General features: G+C 62.7%; 13 protein-coding genes. 10 read left to right on the top strand and 3 right to left on the bottom strand.

Translation table 11 applies throughout. From position 1 onward, the window contains the following. Window positions 1-11 precede the first annotated feature (11 nt). From J2805_RS16495 to J2805_RS16485, 3 genes are all read right to left on the bottom strand, one after another. Complete coding sequence (locus tag J2805_RS16495; RefSeq protein WP_309978114.1) at window positions 12-1,376, bottom strand: MFS transporter; 1,365 nt, start codon at window positions 1,374-1,376, stop codon at window positions 12-14. Window positions 1,377-1,474: 98 nt separating this feature from the next. After that, window positions 1,475-2,824, bottom strand: a complete 1,350-nt coding sequence (gene phnA / locus J2805_RS16490; protein ID WP_309978113.1) for a phosphonoacetate hydrolase — start codon at window positions 2,822-2,824, stop codon at window positions 1,475-1,477. Window positions 2,825-4,090: 1,266 nt separating this feature from the next. Further along, window positions 4,091-5,212, bottom strand: a complete 1,122-nt coding sequence (locus J2805_RS16485; protein ID WP_309978111.1) for a PucR family transcriptional regulator — start codon at window positions 5,210-5,212, stop codon at window positions 4,091-4,093. A gap of 286 nt (window positions 5,213-5,498) precedes the next feature. Between J2805_RS16485 and J2805_RS16480 the strand changes: the two genes are divergently transcribed. The 10 genes from J2805_RS16480 to J2805_RS16435 all read left to right on the top strand — a co-directional run bounded on the left by J2805_RS16480 (window position 5,499) and on the right by J2805_RS16435 (window position 18,175). Further along, window positions 5,499-7,031, top strand: coding sequence for a flavin-containing monooxygenase (locus J2805_RS16480; protein WP_309978109.1), 1,533 nt, complete (start codon window positions 5,499-5,501; stop codon window positions 7,029-7,031). Then, a complete protein-coding gene (locus J2805_RS16475) occupies window positions 7,024-7,956 on the top strand; it encodes an alpha/beta fold hydrolase (RefSeq protein ID WP_309978107.1) in 933 nt (310 codons plus the stop codon). The genes J2805_RS16480 and J2805_RS16475 overlap by 8 nt, the downstream gene beginning before the upstream one ends. After that, on the top strand, window positions 7,940-9,319 hold the full coding sequence (locus J2805_RS16470; protein ID WP_309978105.1) for a flavin monoamine oxidase family protein: 1,380 nt from the start codon (window positions 7,940-7,942) through the stop codon (window positions 9,317-9,319). The genes J2805_RS16475 and J2805_RS16470 overlap by 17 nt, the downstream gene beginning before the upstream one ends. Continuing rightward, entirely contained in the window at window positions 9,316-10,014 is a 699-nt protein-coding gene (locus J2805_RS16465; RefSeq protein ID WP_309978103.1) for a hypothetical protein, read from the top strand. The genes J2805_RS16470 and J2805_RS16465 overlap by 4 nt, the downstream gene beginning before the upstream one ends. Next, window positions 10,011-11,357, top strand: a complete 1,347-nt coding sequence (locus J2805_RS16460) for an NAD(P)/FAD-dependent oxidoreductase (protein ID WP_309978101.1) — start codon at window positions 10,011-10,013, stop codon at window positions 11,355-11,357. Before J2805_RS16465 ends, J2805_RS16460 begins: the two co-directional genes overlap by 4 nt. A gap of 43 nt (window positions 11,358-11,400) precedes the next feature. Next, window positions 11,401-12,777, top strand: a complete 1,377-nt coding sequence (locus J2805_RS16455) for an aldehyde dehydrogenase family protein (RefSeq protein WP_309978099.1) — start codon at window positions 11,401-11,403, stop codon at window positions 12,775-12,777. Window positions 12,778-12,896: 119 nt separating this feature from the next. Continuing rightward, the gene (locus J2805_RS16450; RefSeq protein WP_309978097.1) at window positions 12,897-14,009 is read left to right on the top strand and encodes a Zn-dependent alcohol dehydrogenase; all 1,113 of its coding nucleotides are present in this window, start codon (window positions 12,897-12,899) and stop codon (window positions 14,007-14,009) included. A gap of 57 nt (window positions 14,010-14,066) precedes the next feature. Beyond that, on the top strand, window positions 14,067-15,494 hold the full coding sequence (locus J2805_RS16445) for an APC family permease (RefSeq protein ID WP_309978096.1): 1,428 nt from the start codon (window positions 14,067-14,069) through the stop codon (window positions 15,492-15,494). A gap of 52 nt (window positions 15,495-15,546) precedes the next feature. Beyond that, entirely contained in the window at window positions 15,547-16,584 is a 1,038-nt protein-coding gene (locus tag J2805_RS16440; RefSeq protein WP_309978094.1) for a hypothetical protein, read from the top strand. A gap of 49 nt (window positions 16,585-16,633) precedes the next feature. Then, window positions 16,634-18,175 carry a pyruvate carboxylase subunit B gene (locus J2805_RS16435; protein WP_309978092.1) on the top strand — a complete coding sequence of 514 codons (1,542 nt, stop codon included), beginning with the start codon at window positions 16,634-16,636 and terminating at the stop codon, window positions 18,173-18,175.

Below are 18,175 nucleotides of genomic sequence, written 5' to 3'. Positions count from 1 at the left end.
GGGGAAGGCAATCAGACGCTGATGGGCCGTTTGTTCCAGGATGGCAGGAGCACTACAACGGCAGCCAGTGCTGCGCCGGCGAACATGTAGAAGATGACGATGCCGGAAAAGAATCCAGGAAGGAGTCCGCCGAGGATTGCCCCGGTGGACCCGCAGCCGTTGACGAAGCCGGTTGCCCCGGCGGCGTACTTGGAGGTGCCGAAGTCGACGGCGGCGACGCCCGAGATCATCGCATCGGAGGCATAGGCGGTCAGGCCGATGAAGGCGAGGAGTGCCACGATCAGCGGAAGGGACCCGGTTTGCGTGACAACCTGCCAGAGTGCAAGTGCCACAACCATAAGCAGCAGGCAGAGCACACTGGGCGGGACACGCCGGGCACCGAAGACGGTGTCAGACATCCAGCCGGCCAGGACGGGCGCAATCATTCCGGTCACGCCGAAGGCAACGGGTACCATGATCGCGGTCATGGCGCTCAGGTCAGGCATGGCTTCCAGGACGAGTACCGGACCCCAGAGCAGGATCGCGTACCGTGCGGGTTTGATCAGGAAGTACACCAGGCCCAGCCGGAGGACCATGCGATCGTAGCGGACTGCGGCCAGGAGGTCCCCGATGGAGAACTTTGTCCTGGCCGAGGCGCCGGCCGGAGACTTTGACCCTCTTTCATGTTCGGTGTCCAGCAGCGATGGATCCTCGTCGATCCCCGGCAGCCCGACCTCTTCCGGGGAGTTGCGCTGGAAGATGATGAAGAGAACGAAAGCGATCATGATGACGGCGGTGCCCGCGACGAAGGCCCAACGCCAACTGTCAAAAAGTGAGTAGGCGACCCAGCCCGTAACGGGTGCACCTGCGAGGCCGCCAAAAGCGTAGCTGGTGGAGAAAAAGCCCATGGCGCGGCCGCGCTTGCTGATGGAGAAAAACGAAGCGATGTTCTTGCTCAGTGCAGACCAGCCAGTTGACTGGGCCAGACCTTGGACGATCATCAGCGGCAGGAACAGTGCCACGGCGGGGACAACGCCCATCAGCAGCGAAGCAACCGCTGCCATCACCATTCCACCGGCGACCACGACGCGCGTGCCGTATTTTTCAGCGCACGCTCCCCAGACAAACTGGCCGACGGCGTATGCAGCCAGATAAGCGGAGTCGAGAAGTCCGAGTGTCTGGCGGGTCAGGAAGCCTTCTTCGAGGATTCCGACCTTAGCGGCAGAAAATGCCGACCGCGGGAAGTAAAAGGCCGCATACGCGAGCCAGGAGAGCGCGAATATTCTGACTTGCCATTTGAACAGCTCCTGCCGTTTCGTGGAGGTCTTCGGGTTCTCTGAAGGAGTTCCTGAGGGCTGGGCTTGTACTTCGGTTTGGGGTGGGCTTGAATCGGACATTCCTTAGTCCTCTCGTCATGCAAACCTGTAAGTCGGCATGCCCTGGCAGGGCAGGTGCCTGTTGGGCCCGCCGGTCCGGCGGGCCCTGCGACAGATAATCAGCTGATTCCCACGAGGTTCAGGGAGGCGTGGGTTGTAGCGACCCAAAACGCGTCGTAGTTGTGAGCAATGGCCGTATCGCCGTTCGGGGCTTTGCTGGCGGTCTCCGCCGGCGCGGGCAAAACGCGGTTGATGAAGAACGGGATGTTCAGCTCGCCCAGGCCTCCGTGCGAACGCAGCGGAACTTCCAGATTGCCCAGATCGTGCCAGGCAGCGTACCGGCCCAACGCGGTATTTTTATCCGACAGCACCGTCAGGTCACCCATTCGGTCCAACGGCATGTCGAACAGTTCGGCTGCCTCCTCGGACCGGTAGACGCCGGAGATCCCTTCCCGCACTTCAAGCGCGGCCAATACTGCTTCGCGGTCTGCACCGTCGGGCAGGTAAACATTGGCGAACGAGCCAAGCGCGCCGTGATGGACGGTGTAGGGATCGGTGATCGGAAGAATGACGCGGCTGCCGCCTTCAGGAGCATCACCGGCGATACCTAGAACCCGGTTGACTTCTTCTTCCAGATAGATGACCTGAGGGGTGCCGTCGGTCTTGTGCTTCGGGCTCATGCCGTGGTCGGCAGTGATGACGACGACGGCGCCGAGTTCGTCAAGAGCGGCAGCATAGTGATCAATCATGGCGTAGAAATCGTTGGCCGTCTCCGTTCCCGGTGCGTTCTTGTGCTGAATGTAATCAGTCAACGTCAGGAACATCAGGTCAGGGGTGCGGTCCTGCAGGATCCGCACGCCGGCGGCGAGCACGAACTCACTTAGCGCGGCCGAATAAACCTCGGGAAGATCCATATCGACCATTTCCATCACGGCATCGATGCCGTTGGTTTCCACGGTGGCCTGGTGCGCTTTTTCGGCTGAGAAACAGATGCCCTTGTTAGTTGGTTCGACCAGGGCACCTGACCCTGCCGGATCCAGGCCCGGCTGGGTCAGGCCCGCGGCCAGCAGCCGGGAGAGTTTGTCCTTGGCGGTTACGACCGCGACCGACATCCCGGCTGCTGCTGCCGCAGCAAAAATTGTCGGCGCCCGCAGAAACTTCGGATCGTTCATCAGGACTTCTTCCCCTGATTCAGGGTCGAGAATGTAGTTGCCACAGATCCCGTGGACAGCAGGGGGACGGCCGGTAGCGATAGACATATTGTTAGGGTTTGTCAGAGTCGGAACAGCGCAGTGCGCCGCCCATGACGTACCCCGTGACACCAGAAGATCCTTCAGCCACGGCATCCGTCCTGCGGCAATCGCTTCTTCATGGTATGCCGGTTCGCTGCCGTCAATGCAGATAACCACGACGGGTGCATCGGAAAATGCGTAGCTACGGCCATTGACTGAAAATTCCGTTGGTGACATAGGGATTCCTACTCTCGGTGTCTGCCTGTTCAACGTCGCCTGGCGGCGTAAAGGCAAGATCGGTATCTGATGCAATAAGCATCTGCCGTAACCGTTGAACCTGATAGGCATCAAAAAGCTATGCGGGGTATCGGGTGGGACTATGGGGCACGACTCGGAGTAGTAAGCGTGCACAGACCTTGCGTCCCGTTTGCTGATATCCAGCCCAGCACAGCGCTGATGCAGACCTGCGCAGGGTGCGTACCGAAGTACTGTTCGCAGACCCGGGTTCCAGCCATACTCAGGCGACGCCGCGTATGCGCAGAACGCCTAAGCGCTGCCTAGGAGCTTCCGGAATTTTGGGCATAAATGCTACGAACGATGGCACGACACACCCCTTTTACAGGCACTCCCCCTGTCTATTTTCAAACGCCGATAATGGACGTCTTGTCGTTCTGGCCTAAGCCGGCTCATCCTCGTGTTGCCTTAGTGCAGTCGCCATTCGGGATGTCGGGTGTCGTAGCGAACCAGCGGCCCGGGGGAGGGCGAGAAGAGAGAACCCGCAGGACAAGTTCTGGATCAACGAGCTGGACGGCTGCATGGGGCAGGCAAGGGGACAAATGGGGGCGTGCACATTGTGCACACTCTGGGCTGCGGACTGGCCCGTACGTAGGTCGGATCCGGCCGGAGTCCGCATGTTTTCGGGAGTTCCCAGTGTTTGGAGGGGCGGGAGTCCGGTTCGAGTCCCACCTCGGGCACGGCATACCCCCTCGTCAGAGGGGGTTTTTGCTTTTAAGTGTTGACAATTGTGGACACTGGCCTCTGATGTGTGGTGCCGGCTTGTGCCTGGCCGCCCGTTGGCCTGTTCAGTTGTGGGGGAGCGGGTTTAGGGTCGTGGCTCCTGCACCCTCCGCTTGCTCTGAGCTGGGGTCATGCGTTCCTCTCCTGGTTCGTCCGGTAGGTCGTGGTTGGCCTACACCTCTTCATGGGTAGGTCGGCTGAGCGCAACATGACTTCGAATAACCTGAACTCTCAAGGCCCAGGTCCACTCCTATCCGTGCTTGGGCGGCCACGAAGCTTCGGTTTGCCCGGGCAAGGGCGATCCGCAGAGTGTGCAACTCACATCGGCATAGTGGGCGCGCACGTTGGGTCGCCTTCTTCGGCCAGCCAAGTGTGCATCTTTGCGTCTGTCAAGTTCTCTATAACTTGAGCAGAGACCGTTGGGTTGCAGCTACAACGGTGACCTGACAGTCAAAGAGCAGACGCCATTAGCGTCCGATTCTTGCCCTAAGTGGACGCTGCCCCCATGATGCCGGGCACGATTTCCAGTACGAGGAGAGCGGCGGCGACGTGGGCAGGGTTGTCCTCAACTTTCACTACGGAGAGTTCGTTGGCCTTGGAGACGCGACGCTCCACGGTATTCCTGTGCAGATAGAGCCGGGACGCAGCCCGTGTGGTGTTAAAGCCGCACTGCACGTACGTCAGCAGCGCCTGCTGCAACGTCACCTCCGCCTCGGCCAGCGGGCCGAGCGTCCTGGCCACAAAGCGCTGCGCTCCGGCCCGGTCTTTCGTGAGGCTGTCGACCAGTTCGACGTCGGCATAGACAGTGAACTGACGGCCCGATCCCAGCCTCGTGAGCATCGCCTGGGCCGCCAGGGCGTCCTGGTGGCTTGACTTGAAACCTTCGAGCCCGTGACCCGGCCTCCCCACAGCGCCCCGAACCGGGGTTTCTTCCATCAAGGTTTTCTCCAGATGGTGGAAGTCAGGCAGTTCCTGGCCGGAAATCCAGATCCATCGTGCCGCGGCACTGGCCCTGGCGACAAGGAGAGCCCGCCTTGGGGCGGCCGAGCGCAAGGCTGACACGGCCTCATCCAACCAACTTCCCTGGTGGGGGTCATCTGTCCAGAGAACGAGTGCGACGTGCTGGCGGGCCAGGCGGTAACTTAGGCGCTCCTCGACGAAATCCTGCGTCATGGGTGCACCGCTGGCGATCAGCTGGATCAGTTCAACCGCGTCGGCACCGGCGTTGCCCATCGCCGCAGCAAGGCTTGCTTCACGAAGAACAGAAACGGAGTCGAGGGCGTACTGCACCAATGAGTGCGCCGATATGTCCAGAACCTCGACAAGAACATCCGGCTCAGAGCAGTGAGACACACATTGGGTGAGCCATCCCCGCCAACCGACCGCCAATGCAGACCTCCACCCGGCAGCAAAGTTCGGAGCGATACCGCGAGATACAAGGTCGCCAATGTAGGCGGCCGTTCTCGGGCCGACATAAACATCCACTCGAATCCCCGGGCGCTGGATGTTCGAGGTCAACCACTGAACAAGATCAGAGCGGTTGAGTTCACGGTCTTCCGCCAACAGCGATGCGTCCGACAGCAGAGCAGGGGCGTTGAGGGCAATCACTGTAGGTTCCCAGACAGCGCTTACGAATGAGTCCGCATCGTCCAGGAGCCGTTCGCACAGAGACCGAATCATGGCTGCAGCCGCGGGACTTGGCGGGGCCCAAAGTTCTTCCATATCGACAGTTTGCCTTGATGTGGCGGATGAGTCACGACGGACTCCGCCGCGGGAGGCGGCATGTGTGCATGGTGCACCCGGGCCCGTCAAAGGGGGTGCGCATTGTCGTAGTGACCACCCTGTGTGACTGGTGACACTTGATCAACAGCATTTGAACAGCAAGGAGCCAACGATGACCAGTGGAGCATCAGACGAGGTCGACGAATTCGACATAGTCGTGATTGGAGCAGGAATCTCCGGGATCGGCGCAGCGACGTACTTCAGGCGCGAGCTGCCCGGCAAGTCCCTGATCGTGCTCGAAGGCCGGGACGACATCGGCGGCACGTGGGACCTTTTCCGGTACCCGGGAATCCGCTCGGACTCCGATCTGCACACTTTCGGTTATGAATTCAAACCGTGGCGCCACGAGAACGCAATCGCCGACGCACCATTGATCCTGGACTATCTCCGCGAGACGGTCGATGAAAACGGTCTGGCAGGCCTCATCAGGACCGGGCATCGCGTGCGGCGCTCGGAATGGTCCTCCGCGGAGTCGCAGTGGACCCTTACGGTCGCCACGAAGAATTCGGAAACCGGTGCCCCCGTCACTAAGACCATCAGGGCCGGCTGGGTCTTCGCCGCCACCGGCTACTACAGGTACGACGAGGGCTATTCCCCGGGGTTCGCGGGCAGTGAGGACTTCGAAGGCGTTCTGGTGCACCCGCAGCACTGGCCTGAGGGACTCGACTACAGCGGCAAAAAAGTGGTGATCATCGGCAGCGGCGCCACAGCCGTAACCATGATTCCTGCCATGGCCAAAGGACCAGGGGCAGCCACCCATGTCACCATGCTCCAACGGACGCCCACTTACATCATGCCGTTGCCTCGGGTGGACCGTGTGGCGCTGGCCCTCACCAAGCTCCTTGGCGAACGGCGCGGCTATAAAGCCACCAGGATCAAGAACATTTGGACCGAGCACCTGATCGTCGAAGGCCTCCGACGGTTCCCCAAAGTCGGGCGCGCCATGGTCCGCCGCGAGAACATCAAGAGGCTAGGGAAGGGCTTCGACGTCGATAAGCATTTCAACCCGCCCTACGCCCCTTGGGACCAGCGGCTCTGTGCCGCGCCCGACGGGGACTTCTTCGAGGCAATCAAGTCAGGCGACGCATCGGTCGTCACCGGGAGCGTCGCGCGTTTCAGCAAACGGGGCGTGGTCCTGGACTCGGGCGAGGAACTGCCGGCCGACATCATTGTGACGGCGACGGGACTGAATCTGCAGCTCTTCGACGGCATGCCCATCGAAGTCGACGGTCGCCGGATCGATATTGCCCACAGCATCGCCTACCGCGGGACACTGCTGAGCGGGATCCCCAACTGGGCCATGGCCATCGGCTATACGACGTCCTCCTGGACACTGAAAGTCAGCCTGCTGTGCCGCTATTTCATCGATTTGGTGAGGCACATGGACGCGCATGGATACGACACGGTCGTGCCGGTGGCGGTGCCGGGAATGACCACCAAGCCGATCATGGACTTGCAGTCCGGATACGCCAAACGCGGGGAGGGCGTCCTTCCCCGGCAAGGGCCGGTGAAGCCTTGGCGGACCATGATGTCGTACCCGGAGGATGCCAAGGCGCTGCGCGGACCGGTTACCGACGAAAACCTCGAATTCGGGGTGCGGTCGGCTGGCCGTCGTGCATCCGGTCAGCAGGTGGCACGTGTCTGAGCCAGCCACTACGGATCTGGACCACTTCGCCGTCGTGCCCTCAGGAGTGACCATCTGCTTCCGCGACGCCGGCAGCAAAACTGACCCGGTGATACTGCTGATCGCTGGACTTGGGGAGGATCTAACGTTCTGGACCGAGCCGGTGGTCAATGCCCTAGTCGGGCATGGTTTCCGGGTGGTGTCCATGGACAACCGCGACGTCGGCAGGTCCACGTTCATGACGACGCCGGCCCCGGCGGTGTGGCGCCAAGTCCTGGCGCGTCCGCGCCGCGACGGATACACGCTTGCTGACATGGCCCAAGATGCAGTGGGCGTGCTTGACCATCTGAGGATCGAGCGGGCGCATGTAGTTGGCCGCTCCCTCGGCGGAATGATCGCCCAGACCACCGCGGCGACCGAACCTGGCCGCGTTTTGTCCCTGACGTCGATCTATTCCACCACCGGCTCCCGGAAGGTTGGACAGCCTGCAAAGGCAACGGTCCGGCTACTCATGGGCCCGGATGCCCGCAACCGTACCGAGGCTGTACGCGCCCATCTGAGGATCACCCGGCACATTGCAGGCAAGGAATACCCGATCGACGATGCCGCCGAGGCAGCCATCGCGGCGCGGGGGTGGGACCGCAGCACCGGGGACCTGGCAGCCGGAACAGCACGTCAGATCCAGGCAATCCAGCTAACCGGAGACAGAACCGCGGATCTGGCCAGAATCACAGCACCAACCTTGGTCATCAACGGTGACCGTGACCTCATGGTGGCCCAAACCGGCGGGGAAGCGACCGTCAAGGCGATCCGCAGGGCGCAGCACGTGGTCATTCCCGGAATGGGTCACCACATGCCCGAAGCCTTGGTGGACCCCATCACTCAATACATTTCCCAGCACGCCGAACGTGTTGGAACAGGAGGATGCCATGTCCAGATCAATTGATACACGGACACGCAGGGAAATCGTCGACGTCGTGATCGTGGGGGCGGGCTTCGCGGGGCTGAGCGCCGCGGACCGGCTTGTGAGCACTGGCGCGTCGGTCATGGTCCTGGAAGGCCGGGATCGGGTTGGTGGCCGGTCCTACACAGGGGAGGTTGCCGGCGTGAAAGTGGATCTCGGTGCCACCTGGGTCTCACCCCGCCATACCGCGATCCGTGATTTAGCATCCCGCGTCGGCTGCACCACGACGAGCCAATTCGCCACAGGCCGCAACGTCCAGTGGCTGGCGGGCAAGCGACGGGAATACAAGGGGACGATTCCGCCGGTCTCACCCGCCGGTGTGGTCGACATGGCCCGCATCCAAATGGCCCTCGAGAAGCTCGTGGGCGCGATCGACGTCGAGGCTGCTTGGGAGTCTCCAGACGCGGCCAAGCTGGATTCTATCTCCTTCGGCGAATGGCTCGACAAGAAGCGTGCATTACCCAGCACACGCGCCTTGATGACTTTGATCAGTAAGGTGCAGTGGGGCGCCAGCCCAGGTGACGTGTCCTTGCTTCACGCACTGCGCTACATCCGGGCCGTGGGGGACCTCAACCACATGTTGGATGTCGAAAACGGTCAGCAGCAGGACCGGATTGTCGAGACCACCCAGGAAATCGCCCGGCGGCTTGCACAGACACTCGGTGACCGTGTGGTGCTGAATACGCCGGTTCGCCGGATAGTCCAGGACGGACAGGGCGTCATTGTCCATGCCGGCTCGGCAACAATCCAGGCCAGGCACGCCATAGTTACGGTCGCTCCCGCACACCGCGCTGACATTCAGTTCGAACCTGCATTATCCGAGACAGCCGAAGGCCTTACCAAGACCTGGCGCATGGGTGCCCTGAGTAAGGCACTGGTGGCATACAAGACGCCGTTCTGGCGGGCCGAAGGGCTTTCCGGTGAGGCCGTTACCGACACCGGCACCGTGTTCATCACCTTCGATGTCTCGCCCCAGAACGGTCCGGGGATCCTGATGGCCTTCTGCGATCCGCGAGTCTTCGATGGTTTCAGTCCAGAACTCCGACGCGCGCGTGTCCTTGACCAATTGGCCGGACTATATGGGGACCGGGCAAAAGAACCCATCGACTACGTAGACCACTGTTGGGGCACGGACACGTTCGCCCCAGGAGGGCCCAACCCTGCGGCACCCCCCTATGCCTCGACGACGTATGCACGCGCCCTTACCGAACCGCATGGTCGCGTCGAGTGGGCGGGCACCGAGACCGCCGGCGAATGGGCCGGATGCATGAACGGCGCGGTACTCACCGGACAGCGTGCTGCTGAGCGCGTCGCCCAGCGCATTCGAAAGGAATCAGAAAAATGATTGAAACGCTCTTCCTTCTCGCAGATCTGTGGCTCATATTCGTAGGTTTCTTCTACGGGTGGCTGTTCATCCGGAGGCATAAGAACTATCTCCTCGGGCTCGAGTGGATGGTGGTCGGCACCTCGGCGACCAACTTCCTGCTCTGGTCGCTCTTGAGCGGCGGCGACCCGAGCAGCCCCATGTACACGATTGCGTATTTCCTCGACGCGTTCTCGCGCTCGTTCGGGTTTACTCTGGTCCTCATCCTCGGCCTGATGATGGTCACTCATCGTTACAAGCCGACCCTCTGGGCGGAGATCGGCGCCTTCGTACTCGCGATTGCCGGCGGAATCTTCCTGGTGGGGCTCCACGAGGGTGGGGCGTATGGCGTGGCCCCCGCGACGTTTTTCGCCGTCACAAACCTGATCACGTCGATCTTCCTGTTCTATTTCGCGCGGAGGCTCTGGCGTGCCGGCTCGAAGGGCTGGGCCATAGCCACCGAGATGATCACGCTCGTGGCGATGCTGATCGCCACCACGTACGACTTCTTCCCATGGCCGTTCGATGACGCCCACCGCTCCTGGTTCTACACAGCTGCGCTGGCAACGTGGGGAACCCAGGGGTTCATCTACTTCAAGGGCTACAAGGCGCTGTCGGAGCGGAACGCGCGGGAGGACGTCGCTGCCGCCGCGAACAAAGAAGGAATACTGTCATGAACGCCAAGTTCAAGAACGTGGAGTACGCCACGTTCACCGGATGGATTGACCCACCAACGGAACTCGCGCCGTCCCTGCGGGGGATCCAGGAGTGCGACGTCGCCGTGGTCGGCGGCGGCGTGGGCGGTATGGCAACCGCGCTGCGGCTCGCCCAGCGCGGAGTGGACGTGGTGCTCCTCGAACCCGAGTTCTGCGGATACGGAGCCAGCTCGCGTAACGGCGGGCAGATAGCCTCCGCTCCCGGCGGCGACCTCCGGATGCTGCGCGTCCTCTCCCCGAAGAAGCTGCCCGGCATGGTGAGGTTCGCCGACAACGCGGCGCACTACGTGGACGGGCTCATCGAGGACCACAAGATCGATTGCGACTACGACGCCAATGGCATGGTGTGGGCGGCTGTGTCCCCGATCCAGATGTTCCGGGTGAAAACCCTCGCGGCGATCCTCAGGAAGGTCGGAGTCGATGGACAGGTCGGCACGGCCAAGGAGATCGGCATCCCCGAGGCCTTCGTTGGAGGCATGCGCGAGCGTCGCGGCGGAATGCTCAATCGGGGCAAGCTGAGCCGTGGGGTGCGGCGGGCACTGCTCGACTCGTCGGCGCGTGTGTTCGAAAAGTCCCGGGTCATCGATGTGCAGCGCAGGGGCGGCAAGGTCGTTATGACCACCTCCTCTGGTGCAGAGCTCATCGCGAACAGAGTCGTACTGTCGACGAATGCCTACTCCGGCGAGTGGGACATCATCCCCAAGCACCTCTCGACCCCCTCATGGATCATCGAGGTCGAGACGGAGCCGATCGCTCCGGAGCGGATCGCTGCACTGGGATGGACGAGCCGCTCGGGCGTGGTCACGCAGCATCAGATCATGGAGAACTTCCGACTCACGGCCCGCAACACCATTGTCTTCGGTGTCCGGCGTCTGGAATCGGGGGCTAACTATCCGCTCCAGCCAAGAAGTCCCGACCCGGGGATGATGAGGGAACTGGCGGACAATTTTTACAAGCGCTTCCCATCGCTGTCCGACGTTCCCATCGCGCGCTGCTGGGGAGGCTGGATCTCATTCTCCTCGTCGTGGACCACGGTGGCCGGGCGGGTCGGAGACAACGTCTACTACTCCGCCTCCTGCAACGGCCACGGGCTCGCGCAGGCTCCCTATCTGGGGTCGCTCATCGCCGACAACATCGTCGACGGCAAGCGATCAGCGGACCTTGAGTCGGTCTGGGAGGAAAAAGCGGGTTACGCGCCCTCTCCGGCGATAAATCCATTGGTGCTGCGCGCGGTTTGGCTCTTCGACCGGGTCAGCGATTTGTTCAACGGCAGCCGACGACGGGCACGCCTCGCCGCCCACTAAAGGGCGCTCAGACGAAATTCCAAAGAAACGGACAGGAACCATCATGGCCAAGTACCGAGTTCAGAACCCGGCGACCGGCGACATTACTGAAACATTTGAGTCAGCAACCGACGACCAGGTAGAGCAACAGCTCACAGCTGCTGAGAGCGCCTATCGGGAATGGAGAGGCCAGAGCGTGCAGCATCGCGCCGGAGTAGTACGGCGCGTCGCCGGGCTCTTCACGGAGCGTCGTGCAGAGCTTGCGCGGATCATCTCCACCGAAATGGGCAAGTCCATCGAAGCCGCCCTTGAAGAAGTCGATTTCGCAGCCTCGATCTTCGATTACTACGGCGTCCACGGACCGGGTCTCATCGCCGGCTACGAGATTCCAAGCTCCGTGCCGGGCAAGGCGGTAGTCGAGCAGCTGCCGCTGGGCGTCCTCCTCGGTGTCATGCCGTGGAACTTCCCCTATTACCAGGTGGCCCGCTTCGCGGCCCCGAATTTGGTGCTCGGGAACTCGATCCTGCTTAAGCATGCCGATATCTGTCCGCGCTCGAACGTGGTCATGCAGGAGATCCTGGAGGAGGCCGGCGTTCCGGCCGGAGGTTACCAAGCCTTATTCACCTCGCATGCGCAGATCGCAGCCATCATCGGCGATCCCCGGGTGCAGGGCATTTCACTAACGGGTTCGGAAGCCGCGGGTGCAATAATCGGCGCCCAGGCCGGTGCTGCTCTGAAGAAGTGCGTTCTGGAACTCGGGGGTATCGATGCGATGGTGGTCCTGGGCTCCGACGACGTGGCCGGCATCGCCCAGACGGCGTGGGAGAACCGCACCTACAACTGCGGCCAGGTCTGCAACTCCAACAAGCGCCTGATCGTCATGAACGACATCTACGACGACTTCGTCGCCGAACTGGTGCGACTGGCCGACGGGCTCAAACCCGGCGACCAACTGAATCTCGAAGCGGGGGAGTACACCCCACTCTCCACCCGCGCCGCAGCGGAAACCGTTGACGCGCAGGTCCGCCGAGCCGTCTCTGAAGGTGCACGTTTGCTGGCCGGCGGTGTCCTGTCCGACGGGCCCGGTGCCTACTACTCTCCGGCAGTGCTCGTCGACGTCCCGCGCGATTCCGCGTCCTACCGTGAAGAGATCTTCGGGCCCGTCGCGATTGTGTATCGGGTGCACAGCGACGAAGAGGCACTGGAGCTGGCCAATGACTGCCCGATGGGCCTTGGCGGTTCGGTGTTCTCGACTGACACGGCACGCGCTGCACGCGTGGCCTCGAAGCTGGAGGTCGGCATGGCCCACGTGAACATTATTGCCGCGGAAGGAGCGGACATCCCGTTCGGCGGCGTGAAGCGATCCGGTTTCGGCCGTGAAATGGGACCCGTGGGCATCGGGGAGTTCGCGAACAAACGACTCTATTTCGTCGCTGAATAAACCACCGGCATCATCCGGATATCCGGACTTTGAGGCAGAGCTGCCGCACTGCCTCGACCCCCACCCCCCTTACATGCGAGGTGCTGATCCCGCATGCCCAATTTGAAGGAGAAGGAAGCATGAAGGCTGTTGTCTTCCGCGATTCCGCTACCCGCGTTGCCGTGAACGATGTCGATCTAGCTGCCCCGAAAGCGGCTGAAGTCCGCGTCAAGATCGCGGCGGCCGGCGTCTGCCATTCCGATCTGCACGTCCGCCAGGGTGACTGGGGCGCCGCCGTCCCCATGGTGATGGGGCACGAAGGTTCAGGCGTCGTCGTCGAACTCGGCGAGGGCGTCACATCGCTCACCGTAGGTGACCATGTGGTCCTCAGCTGGGTGCCGCCGTGCGGCGAGTGCCGCTACTGCCAACAGGGCCACGAGGCACGCTGCCACAAAGTTGCGACCCTCGTGGCGCCTAAGGGCGTGCTGTTCGACGGCACCCCCCGCATGAGCAAGACCACCGACGACGGCGACGAAGAAACCCTATTCCACTACTTGGGCGTTTCCTCTTTCGCGGAGGAGGTGGTGGTGCCGGCATCCGGTGCGATTAAGGTCCGCGATGACGCCCCGCTCGACGTGATCTCCGTGGTCGGCTGTGCAGTCGCTACGGGCGTCGGCGCCGTCACGAACACCGCAGGCGTCGAGCCCGGCTCGACGGTCGCCGTCATCGGCTGCGGAGGGGTGGGACTCAACGTGGTCCAGGGCGCCAGAATAGCGGGAGCCGAGCGGATTATCGCGATCGACGTCGTGCCCGAAAAGACGGAGATGGCTCTGGAGTTCGGTGCGACCGATCGCATCGATGCCTCCAAAGGCAACGCGGTTGAGCAGCTGCGCGCGTTGCTTCCTGACGGTGTCGACTACGCGTTCGATGCGATTGGACGCACCGCTACTACCGAGCAGGCGATTGCAATGTTGGCCCTCGGGGGCGCCGCTGTGATTGTTGGACTGCCGCCCACCGGTGCCAAGGCTTCGTTTGAGCCGTTGGTCCTCGCCGAAGCTGACCAGCGGATCCTCGGGTCCAATTATGGTTCGGTCCGCCCCTCAATCGACATTCCCGCCCTGGTGGACCAATACATGGAAGGCCGGCTCAAGCTGGACCCGCTCATTTCGGGGCGCCGACCACTGGCCGAAGCTGCGGAGGCGCTTGATGACCTCGAGGCGGGCGGCGTGCTGCGGACACTGCTCATCCCCTGATCTGAGCAGAAGGACCGAACAAAACCTCACAAATCATTCGCTCGAAGGAGAGCACCCATGTCCACAGTCAAACAGGCACCTCCCCAAGATGCCGGGCTGCGTCGCGGCGTGATGGGGCCCGCCGAGCTCGGCGCCCAGGCCATCGCCAACATCGCCCCGAGCGCGGTCCTGGCGTTCACCGCGGCCGCGATATTCATCAGCGCGGGAAGCGGCACACTGCTGTCGCTCCTGCTCGCGATGATTGTGATCCTCAGCGTCGGCTGGTGCGTCACCATCTTCGCGAGGAAGAACGCCTCGGCCGGTTCCCTTTACACCTACGTGTCGAAGTCGCTCGGACCGACGGCCGCTTACATTGCCGGTCTGGCGTTGATCATCGGCTGCTGGGGGGTCACGGCGGGCTCGCTCGGCGGTGGCGTCTCCTACGCGGCCGACCTGCTGCAGGCCTTCGGTGTGCCGGCGGCCAGCACGGTCGGGTACGTCGTGCTGACCCTGATCCTCGGTGCCGTCACGACGTTCTTCACCATCCAAGGGATCCAGATCTCAGCGCGTGTCTCGTTCGTGCTGGAGATCGTGTCCGTGCTGATCATCCTGACGCTGTTCGTCACCGCACTTTTCGCGATCGGACCGGACGCGTGGCATCCCCAGCAGTTCACCCTTGTAGGTGCACCGCCTCAGGGTATCGCGGCGGGTATGGAGCTGGGCGTTCTCGGCTTCGCGGGTTTCTCCTCGGCCGACGCGCTCGGCCGTGAGGCAAAGAATCCGTACAAGGCCATTCCCCGCGTCATCATGTGGAGCGTCGTCGGCATCGGCTTGATCTACCTCTTCGGGGCGTACACGCAGATCGCGGTGCTCGGCGACGGGCTCGCGGAATCGGCGAACCCGCTGCAGGACATCGCTGACAGGATCGGCATGCCCGGTTGGTTCACGGCCGTACTGCTCTTCGGCGTCGCTGCCTCGTTCTCGGCTGTGTGCATCGCAGCGCTCAACGTGTTCGGACGCATCGTCTACGTCATGGGCAAGGAGGGAGTGGTGCACGAGAGCCTCGGCCGGACTCACCGCAAGCACCTCACTCCACACCGGGTGCTCCTCATCGGCGGCACCTTATCGGTCGTCGTTGACATCGCCCTGCTGCTCAACGGAATACACCCGATGGAGATCGTGATCTGGCTCGACACGTTGGGAGTGTACGGCTACATGGCCGCCTACGCCCTCGTCTCGTTCGCCTGCGCGGTGTACGTGCGGAAGATGGGCATGCCGCGCACCCTGGTCACGGTGTGTGCGACCATCGCCGTGCTGGCCATGGCGTACATCTTCTTCGCGAACGTCTGGCCGGTGCCGGCGTTCCCGCTGAACCTCATTCCGTACGTCTTCGTGGCGTCGATGCTCGTCGGATTCGCCTGGTTCGCCCGCATCCGGCGGACCCGGCCCGAGGTGCTGGCCCGGATCGGCTACACCGAGACAGACACTCTGGGCGGCCTCGGCTGACCGCTGATGCCAAGCCGCCATCCCTAACCCCCACTCATCCCAAAGGACAATCATGAACTCTACTGACGCCCCACGCGTGCTGCTCGTCGGTCTGGGAGCCGTAGGCCGTGCCGTGGGAGCGCTGCTGGTCGGCGCCTCGCAATGCCGGCTGGTCGGCGCCGTCGACCCTGCAACAGGCCCAGGTGACCTCGCCTCCGTCGTCCCCGGCGCGGACCCGGCTGCCCGCGTGGCGGCTGGCGTGGCAGATGCGCCCGATGCCGACGTCGCATTCGTCGCCACCACGTCGTTCGTCGCGGAGGTCGAACCGATCATCAACGCGCTCCTGGACCGCGGCATGGACGTGGTCACCATTTGCGAACAGCTGGGCTTCGGTTTCTTCGACCATGGTCCCGTTGCCCGGCGCATCGACGCGCGGGCCCGGGCCGCGGGCCGCACCGTCCTGGGCACCGGCTGCAACCCTGGAATCCTCCTGGACACCCTCCCCATGCTGCTCAGCAGCCTCACCACGGACGTGACCAGCGTGACGATGCGCAGGACAGCGGAGATGTCCGGGTACGGAGGCATCCTCTCGAAATTCGGCTTCGGGCTCACGGCCACACAGTTTGCCGCCCAACGTAAGGAGGGCGGGGTGATCGGGCACGTGGGCTTCCGGGAGTCCGTCGCCGCCCTTGGTGACGGCCTGGGCTGGAGCCTCGACGAGATCGTCGTCGATGAGCCGGCACCTGTCCTCTTCACTGAGCACCCGCGCACAACTCCTCACCTCACCCTTGAAGCTGGAACGATCGCAGTGCTCAGGCACTCAGCGAAGGGACTCGTCGATGGCCGGGTGGTGGTCGATGCAGCCATCGACTTCGGGATCTTCGAGACCGCGGACAGCTTCCCCGAGGGCGACAGCTGGAGGATTGACAGCGGATTCCAAACATTGCAGTTCTCCAGCAGCCGCGTCGACAGCTATGCGTCCACCGTCGCTGTCGCCGCGAACGTCATCCCGTCGCTTCCTGGCTTCCCGCCCGGGCTCCTGACGATGGCGGACCTCCCGCCGAAGAATTTCTCGGCGAAGGCCGGCTCGCCGCACCTTGCCACACGCTGACGCGGAACCCGCACACCCCACCACCACACCAGCAAAGGAGCTGAGGCACATGCCGGAGAACTCCTCCGTCAACATCGCGGAAGTCATGAGCCGCGGCGGACGACCCCCACACAGTCGCCGTGAAGTGAAAATCATCGACACCACGCTGCGCGACGGCCACCAGAGCCTGTGGGCGACGCGCATGCGCACATCTCACATGATCGAGATGATCGAGGAATTCGACGCTGCGGGGTTCGAGCACGTGGACTTGATGGCGCCCATCCAATTCGATGTCGCCGTCCGGTACCTGAAGGAAGACCCGTGGGAGCGGGTCCGGCTGATGCACCGGCATGCGCCCAACACGACCTTCAGAGCATTAATCCGCTCAAAGAACCTGGCAAGCTTCGATTTCCTGCCCGACGACGTCATTGAGGCGTGGGTTGATCGCCTTGTGGCCAACGGTTTCAGGGAGATCGGCGCGTTCGACGGGCTTAACGACGTCGACAATATCTCCGCAGCCCTGCTCCGGGCCAAAGACCTGGGCGCAGAGACCTTCGGCGCAGTGTCCTTCTGTGAGTCGCCGGTGCACACCGACGATCTGTTCGTCGCCAAAGCGCAGGAGCTGATCGAAAAAGCCGGCGTGGACAGGATCATGCTCAAGGACGCCGGAGGGCTCCTGACTCCGGATAGGGTCCGTACCCTGGTACCGGCGTTGCGTGCCGTCATAGGAAACAGGCCGCTGGAAGTACACACCCACAGCCTGACGGGCCTTGCGCCGCTGGTCTGCCTGGAAGCGGTGGAACTCGGAGCCGACTCCATACACACTTCCATCGCGCCGCTCGCCTCGGGCAACGGGCAACCCTCCACCCAGGGCACGGTGCGGGATCTGCGGGCGCTTGGCTACACGGTGAACGTCGATGACGTACGCGTCGCGGCGATCAGCCGGAAGATTTCCCGCATCGCAGAGGAAGAAGGCAAGCCGATTGGAGTGCCCCACGAATACACGGGCATGCATTACATGCACCAAACACCCGGCGGGATGTTGTCGAACTTCCAGTCGCAGCTCGAGGCGGCCGGCCTGGCGGACCGCTTCGATGAGCTCATGCAGGAAGTTGCCCGCGTGCGTGCCGAACTGGCCTATCCCATCATGATCACCCCCTTCGCCCAACATGTGGGAACCCAAGCGGTCATGAACGTCATGAGCGGAGAACGCTATCGCGTGGTTCCCAACGAGGTGAAGAAATACGCCCTCGGCTACTATGGCAAGCCTCTGGCACCCCTTGAGCCTGCAGCGCTGGAGAAGATCCTGGCCAACGGATCCTCAAACATTGCAGAAACACCGGAGCCATTGGCACCGATGCTGCCGTCCCTCCGGGCGCGGTACCCGGACGAAGACATGGACCTGTGGCTGCTCCGGGCTCAGTTCGCAGGAACACAGGTGGATGAGATGAAAAGGGTCGTCTCAGGAGGCGGGTCCGCCGGAGATCAACCGACACCAACGCTCGACCTCATCACCACCCTCTACAACACCACCCGGACCGGCCGACAGGCACTCAAAAGTGGCGATCTGCTGATCACCCTGGAAAAAGGAGACAAGGAAAATGGTCAATAG

The sequence above is a fragment of the Arthrobacter oryzae genome (assembly GCF_031454875.1).
In the GTDB taxonomy this organism is placed as follows: domain Bacteria; phylum Actinomycetota; class Actinomycetes; order Actinomycetales; family Micrococcaceae; genus Arthrobacter; species Arthrobacter oryzae_D.
The sequence above is the reverse complement of the archived record's forward strand: the minus strand, read 5'-3'. Positions and strand labels throughout refer to the sequence as shown.

Excerpts from the sequence above, each read along its gene's own strand:
- J2805_RS16480 (WP_309978109.1), top strand. The coding sequence starts at position 5,499 with ATGACCAGTGGAGCATCAGACGAGGTCGACGAATTCGACATAGTCGTG.
- J2805_RS16455 (WP_309978099.1), top strand. The coding sequence starts at position 11,401 with ATGGCCAAGTACCGAGTTCAGAACCCGGCGACCGGCGACATTACTGAA.
- phnA (WP_309978113.1), bottom strand. The coding sequence starts at position 2,824 with ATGTCACCAACGGAATTTTCAGTCAATGGCCGTAGCTACGCATTTTCC.
- J2805_RS16435 (WP_309978092.1), top strand. The coding sequence starts at position 16,634 with ATGCCGGAGAACTCCTCCGTCAACATCGCGGAAGTCATGAGCCGCGGC.
- J2805_RS16440 (WP_309978094.1), top strand. The coding sequence starts at position 15,547 with ATGAACTCTACTGACGCCCCACGCGTGCTGCTCGTCGGTCTGGGAGCC.
- J2805_RS16495 (WP_309978114.1), bottom strand. The coding sequence starts at position 1,376 with ATGTCCGATTCAAGCCCACCCCAAACCGAAGTACAAGCCCAGCCCTCA.
- J2805_RS16470 (WP_309978105.1), top strand. The coding sequence starts at position 7,940 with ATGTCCAGATCAATTGATACACGGACACGCAGGGAAATCGTCGACGTC.
- J2805_RS16465 (WP_309978103.1), top strand. The coding sequence starts at position 9,316 with ATGATTGAAACGCTCTTCCTTCTCGCAGATCTGTGGCTCATATTCGTA.
- J2805_RS16460 (WP_309978101.1), top strand. The coding sequence starts at position 10,011 with ATGAACGCCAAGTTCAAGAACGTGGAGTACGCCACGTTCACCGGATGG.
- J2805_RS16450 (WP_309978097.1), top strand. The coding sequence starts at position 12,897 with ATGAAGGCTGTTGTCTTCCGCGATTCCGCTACCCGCGTTGCCGTGAAC.
- J2805_RS16445 (WP_309978096.1), top strand. The coding sequence starts at position 14,067 with ATGTCCACAGTCAAACAGGCACCTCCCCAAGATGCCGGGCTGCGTCGC.